This window comes from Nocardia sp. JMUB6875, assembly GCF_041154655.1.
Taxonomy (GTDB): Bacteria; Actinomycetota; Actinomycetes; order Mycobacteriales; family Mycobacteriaceae; genus Nocardia.
The window spans coordinates 1-5,775 of the sequence record NZ_BAAFGR010000294.1; the positions used below are offsets into that span (position 1 = coordinate 1).

Annotated in this window: 4 protein-coding genes; 3 read left to right on the plus strand and 1 reads right to left on the minus strand. The window is 66.0% G+C overall.

The genetic code is table 11. The annotated features are described in order from the left end of the window. The coding region (locus tag ACAM49_RS38335; RefSeq protein ID WP_369640422.1) for a molybdopterin-dependent oxidoreductase at nucleotides 1–2,183 on the minus strand (2,183 nt) is incomplete at its 3' end. A gap of 157 nt (nucleotides 2,184–2,340) precedes the next feature. Here ACAM49_RS38335 and ACAM49_RS38340 point away from each other — a divergent pair. Genes ACAM49_RS38340 through ACAM49_RS38350 form a run of 3 tightly spaced genes read left to right on the plus strand, consistent with a single transcriptional unit; the run spans nucleotide 2,341 to nucleotide 5,645 of the window. Further along, nucleotides 2,341–2,976: a TetR/AcrR family transcriptional regulator gene (locus ACAM49_RS38340; RefSeq protein WP_369640423.1), complete on the plus strand. Its 636-nt coding sequence runs from the start codon at nucleotides 2,341–2,343 to the stop codon at nucleotides 2,974–2,976. Continuing rightward, the gene (locus tag ACAM49_RS38345) at nucleotides 2,973–3,830 is read left to right on the plus strand and encodes a 3-hydroxyacyl-CoA dehydrogenase (protein WP_369640424.1); all 858 of its coding nucleotides are present in this window, start codon (nucleotides 2,973–2,975) and stop codon (nucleotides 3,828–3,830) included. Before ACAM49_RS38340 ends, ACAM49_RS38345 begins: the two co-directional genes overlap by 4 nt. Nucleotides 3,831–3,884: 54 nt before the next feature. After that, complete coding sequence (locus tag ACAM49_RS38350; protein WP_369640425.1) at nucleotides 3,885–5,645, plus strand: oleate hydratase; 1,761 nt, start codon at nucleotides 3,885–3,887, stop codon at nucleotides 5,643–5,645. Nucleotides 5,646–5,775: the final 130 nt, after the last annotated feature.

Consider the following 5,775-nt stretch of genomic DNA (forward strand, 5'->3'; position numbering starts at 1 on the left):
GGGCGGGAGGTGCCGCGGTCCTTGGTTACCGCGTTGGGGTTGCCGTGGCGGCAGAAGGTGGGGTCGGTGGGGTCGGGGTCGTACCAGGCTCCGGTGGAGAGCTGGGCTACGCCGGGGCGGACGGCGTCGCTGATGGCCAGTCCGGCGAGGCAGCTGCCGCGGTCGTTGAAGATGCGGACGATATCGCCCTCGGTGAGGCCGCGGGCGGCGGCGTCGTCGGGGTGCAGGCGGACCGGTTCTCGGCCTTGGACTTTCGTGGACTGGCTGTGTGCGCCGACGTCGAGCTGGCTGTGCAGCTTGGTGCGGGGCTGGTTGGCCACCAGTTGTAGCGGGAATTGGGCCGCGAGCGGGCTGCCGAGCCATTCGTCGGGTTCGCGCCAGACCGGGTGGCCGGGGCAGTCGTCGTAGCCGAAACCGGCGATGGTTTCGGAGAAGATCTCGATGCGGCCGCTCGGGGTGTGCAGCGGGTGGGCCGACGGGTCGGCGCGGAAGTCCGCGAAGGCGACGTGTTCTTCGGCTTCCAGCGGGAGCTGCATCGGCTCCCCGGCCCAGAAGGCGTCGAAGTCGGGCAATTCGTAGCCGCGGGCGCTCAGGCGCTCGCGCCATTCGTCGTAGAGGTGGCGCAGCCATTCCTGCGCGGTGCGGCCCTCGGTGAATTCCTTTCCGAAACCGAGCCTTTCGGCCAGTTCGCTGAACATCCAGTAGTCGTCGCGGGCCTGGCCGTGCGGGCGGGTCAGGGCGGGCATCGGGAAGAAGAAGCGGTCGCCCTCGCCCGAGCCGTAGTCGTCGCGTTCGATGGTCATGGTCGAGGGCAGCACGATGTCGGCGTGCCGGGCGGTGGCCGACCAGAACGGGTCGTGCACCACGACGGTGTCCGGGCGGCCGAAGGCGGTGCGCAGGCGGGCCAGGTTCTGGTGGTGGTGGAAGGGGTTGCCGCCCGCCCAGTAGACCAGTTTGATGTCCGGATACGTGCGGTGCTCGCCGTTGTATTCATAGGGCGCACCGGGATTCAGCAGCATGTCGGCGATGCGCGCGACCGGGATGAAGTCGTCGACGCCATTGCGGCCCTGCGGCAGCCGCGGCGGCGAGGTGACCCGCACCGCCAGCCCGACATTCGCGGCCGAGCCGTAGCCGTGGCCGAATCCGCCGCCGGGCAGGCCGATCTGGCCGAGCATGGCCGCGAGCACCACGCCCAGCCACAGGGGCTGCTCGCCGTACTGTGCGCGCTGCAACGACCAGCTCACCGAGATGAAGGTGCGGGTAGCGGCCATCTCGCGGGCCAGCGTCCGAATCCGTTCCGCCGCAATGCCGGTGATCGGCTCGGCCCACTCAGGATCCTTGACGACGCCGTCGACACCGCCGCGCAGATAGTCCGCGAAGCGCTCATAGCCGACGGTGTATCGGTCGAGAAAACTGTTGTCCGCCAACCCTTCCGCGTCCAGCACCTGTGCCAGCGCCAGCATCAGGGCGGCATCGCTGCCGGGCCGGGCGGCGATCCACTCCGCCCGCGCCTCGGCCGGAATATCGTCGCGCAGCGGGCTCACGGTGACGAACTTGCAGCCGTTCTCCCGCGCCGTCTCGATCCAGCCGCGGGCATTGTGCCGCGACACCCCGCCCGGTGAGACCGCCGAATTCTTGGGCGACAGACCGCCGAACGCGACCACCAACTTCGAATGCTCGGCCAGCACCGATTTGGTGGTGGCACGCGCCATGATGGTGCCCATATCGGCGAGAATGTGCGGCAGCAGCACGGTCGACGCGCCCAGGCTGTAGCTGTTGCGGTGGGAGACATAGCCGCCCAGGCAGTTCAGGAAGCGGTGGACCTGGCTCTGCGCGTGGTGGAAGCGCCCGGCGCTGGCCCAGCCGTAGGAGCCGCCGTACACCGCTTGCGCGCCGAATTCGCCGTACACCCTGGACAATTCGCCGGCCAGCAGGTCCAGCGCGGTCTCCCACGACACCGGCACGAACTCGTCCGCGCCGCGTTCCGCGGGTCCGGGACCGTGCTCCAGCCAGCCCTTGCGCACATACGGTTGCGCGATGCGGGCCGGATGATGCTGTGCCGATGCGACATTCTCGATCAGCGGGGTCGGTTCCGGGTCGTCACTCCAGGGCCGGACCGCGGTCAACCGCTCACCATCGCTGCTCGCTTCGAAAACACCCCAGTGCGTCAGATGCGTGGCCACTCGACCAACATACGCCCGGTCAACGACACCCCGGGTTGAATATTCGGTAGCCGGGAGTACGCTCATTTTTGAGTCCACTCAGTTCCAGCGGCAGGGTTGGAGGTGCCCCATGGCCACTGCGGCCAGACCTGTGCACGTCAGCAGGACGCAGCGGAAGATGCACGATAAGCGTTCCCGCATCTTCGAGGCCGCCGAAGCGATGTTTGCTGAACACGGGTTCGACGGTACGACAACGCAGCAGATCTCCGATCGGGCGGATATCGCCGCCGGGACGCTGTTCCGGTACGCGGCCTCCAAAGGCGAACTGCTGCTCATGGTTTACAACGAGAAGTTCCGGGCCGCGCTCGAGGACGGGGCCGCCGTGGCCCGGGGCCGGACGAACACCACGGATGCGGTGTTCGGCATGGCCGAAGCGCTGCTGCGGGGCGCGGATCCGCGCTCCGACAACACCATCGCCTATCAGCGCGAATTGCTGTTCGGCTCGCCCACCGACAAATACCGCTCCGAGGGGCTCGCGCTGGTGGAGCGGCTGGAATCGATGATCGCCGAGCGGCTCGTCGCCGATGCGCGACGTGACGGCCGCGCCGCCGAGAGCTCGGACGAAATCGCCTCGCGGCGTTGGGAGGAGCAGGCCGCGCTGGCCGGACGCAGCATCTTCGCGGTCCTGCATCTGGCCTTCGCGCAACCGGCCACCGGGGCGCATTCCGGACATGACGCACCGGCGGATCTGCGCGCGCAGATCGCGCAGATCATCGCGGGGTTCAACACATCCATAGGGAGGCAAGAACAATGAGCATCGATATCCGCAAGGTCACCGTGCTGGGGACCGGTGTGCTCGGTTCCCAGATCGCGTTCCAGACCGCGTTCCGCGGATTCGACGTCACCGCCTACGACATCAGCGACGAGGCGCTGACCGCCGCGCGCGGACGCTTCGACAAGCTGGCGGCCGTCTATCGCGAGCAGGTGCCGGGCGGCGGCGACGGCAAGGCCGAGACCACCGCCGCGGGCATCGCGCTGACTTCCGATCTGGCACAGGCGGTTTCCGATGCCGACCTGGTGATCGAGGCGGTGCCGGAGGTGCTCGCCATCAAGCAGGACACCTACGAGAAGCTGGGCAAGCTCGCGCCCGAGCGCACCATCTTCGCCACCAACTCCTCCACGCTGCTGCCCAGTGCCATGAAGGATTTCACCGGGCGGCCGGACAAGTTCCTGGCGCTGCACTTCGCGAATCAGGTGTGGCACTTCAATACCGCCGAGATCATGGGCACCACCGAGACCGACCCGGCCGTGTACCGGGCGGTGGTGGACTTCGCCTCCGCCATCGGGATGGTGCCGATCGAAATCCACAAGGAGAAGGCGGGTTACGTCCTCAACTCGCTGCTGGTGCCGTTGCTGAACGCGGCCATGAATCTGGCCGAGGGCGGATACGCCGATCCGGAGGACGTGGACAAGACCTGGACCATCGGCACCGGCGCACCGGCCGGGCCGTTCCGGATTCTCGACATTATCGGGCTGACCACGCCCTACAACATCCTGGTCAACAACCCCGATGAGAGCGCGCAGCGAATCGCCAAGTGGCTCAAGACCGATTACATCGACCAGGGCAAGCTCGGGATCGCGACCGGAGAGGGGTTCTACAAGTACTGAGCCGAGATCCACAGCTTCACAAGCACTTCGAGCCAGACAGGGATAGGAGTTCTTATGTATTACAGCAGTGGCAATTACGAGGCTTTCGCGCGTCCGCGCAAGCCCGCAGGGGTGGACAACAAGACGGCGTGGTTCGTCGGATCCGGTCTGGCCTCGCTATCGGGCGCGGCGTTCCTCATCCGCGATGGGCAGATGCCGGGTAGCAAGATCACCATTCTGGAGGAGCTGAAGCTGCCCGGTGGTGCGCTCGACGGCATCAAGGAACCCAAGAAGGGCTTCGTCATTCGCGGCGGCCGCGAGATGGAGAACCACTTCGAATGTCTGTGGGACCTCTACCGGACCATTCCGTCCATGGAGGTCGAGGGCAGCGTGCTCGACGAGTTCTACTGGCTGAACAAGGACGACCCGAACTTCTCCCTGGAGCGCGCCACGGTCAATCGCGGTGAGAGCGCGCAGACCAAGGACCTCTTCACGCTGAACGACAAGGCGCAGAAGGACATCACCAAGATCTTCCTCGCCACCCGCGAGGAGATGGAGGGCAAGCGCATCAACGAGGTGTTCTCGAAGGACTTCTTCGAGAGCAACTTCTGGATGTACTGGCGCACCATGTTCGCCTTCGAGGACTGGCATTCCGCGCTGGAGATGAAGCTGTACCTACACCGGTTCATCCACCACATCGGCGGGCTACCGGACTTCTCGGCGCTGAAGTTCACCAAGTACAACCAGTACGAGTCGCTGGTGCTGCCGCTCTACCGCTGGCTGCTGGACCAGGGCGTCACCTTCAAGTTCGACACCACGGTCACCGACGTGGACTTCGACATCACCGCGGATCGCAAGCAGGCCACCAGGATTCACTGGGTATCGGAGGGCGTCGAGGGCGGCGTCGACCTGGGGCCGGACGATCTGCTGCTGATGACCATCGGCTCGCTCACCGAGAACTCCGACGAGGGCGACCAGCACACGCCCGCCAAGCTGAACGAAGGCCCCGCCCCCGCCTGGGACCTGTGGCGTCGAATCGCCGCCAAGGACAAGGCCTTCGGCAATCCGGACGTCTTCGGCGGCCATATCCCCGAGACCAAGTGGGAGTCCGCCACCGTCACCACGCTGGATCAGCGCATCCCCGAATACATTCAGAAGATCTGCAAGCGGGATCCCTTCAGCGGCAAGGTGGTCACCGGCGGCATCGTCACCGTCAAGGACTCCAGCTGGCTGATGAGCTGGACCGTCAACCGCCAGCCCCACTTCAAGCAGCAGCCCAAGGACCAGATCGTGGTCTGGGTCTACTCGCTGTTCGTCGACAAGCCCGGCGACTACGTGAAGAAGACCATGCAGGAGTGCACCGGCGAGGAAATCACCCGGGAGTGGCTGTACCACATGGGAGTTCCCGAATCCGAGATTCCGGAGCTGGCCGCGCATGCCGCCAAGTGCGTCCCGGTCATGATGCCCTACGTCACCGCCTTCTTCATGCCCCGCAAGGCCGGCGACCGCCCGAACGTGGTCCCCGACGGCGCGGTGAACTTCGCCTTCATCGGTCAGTTCGCCGAAACCTCCCGCGACTGCATCTTCACCACCGAATACTCCGTCCGCACCGGCATGGAAGCCGCCTACCAGCTGCTCGACATAGAACGCGGCGTCCCCGAGGTCTTCAACTCCACCTACGACGTCCGCACCCTCCTGGCCGCCATGACCCGCCTCCGCGACGGCGACCCGGTAACCCTCCCCGGCCCCGACCTCCTCTGGCGCGGCCTCGCAAAGCGCCTGGGCAACAACGAAATCGGCGAACTCCTCACCGAATACGGCGTCATCGGCAAGTAACCCCGGCCCGCAACAAGATCAGGGAGCTCTCAGTGCCGGAATTTGTCCGGATTACCGCACTGAGAGCTCCCTGATCTTGATTAGGATCGCGGGATGGAGCGGCGTGCTGTGGTTTTGGGCGGGGGCGGGG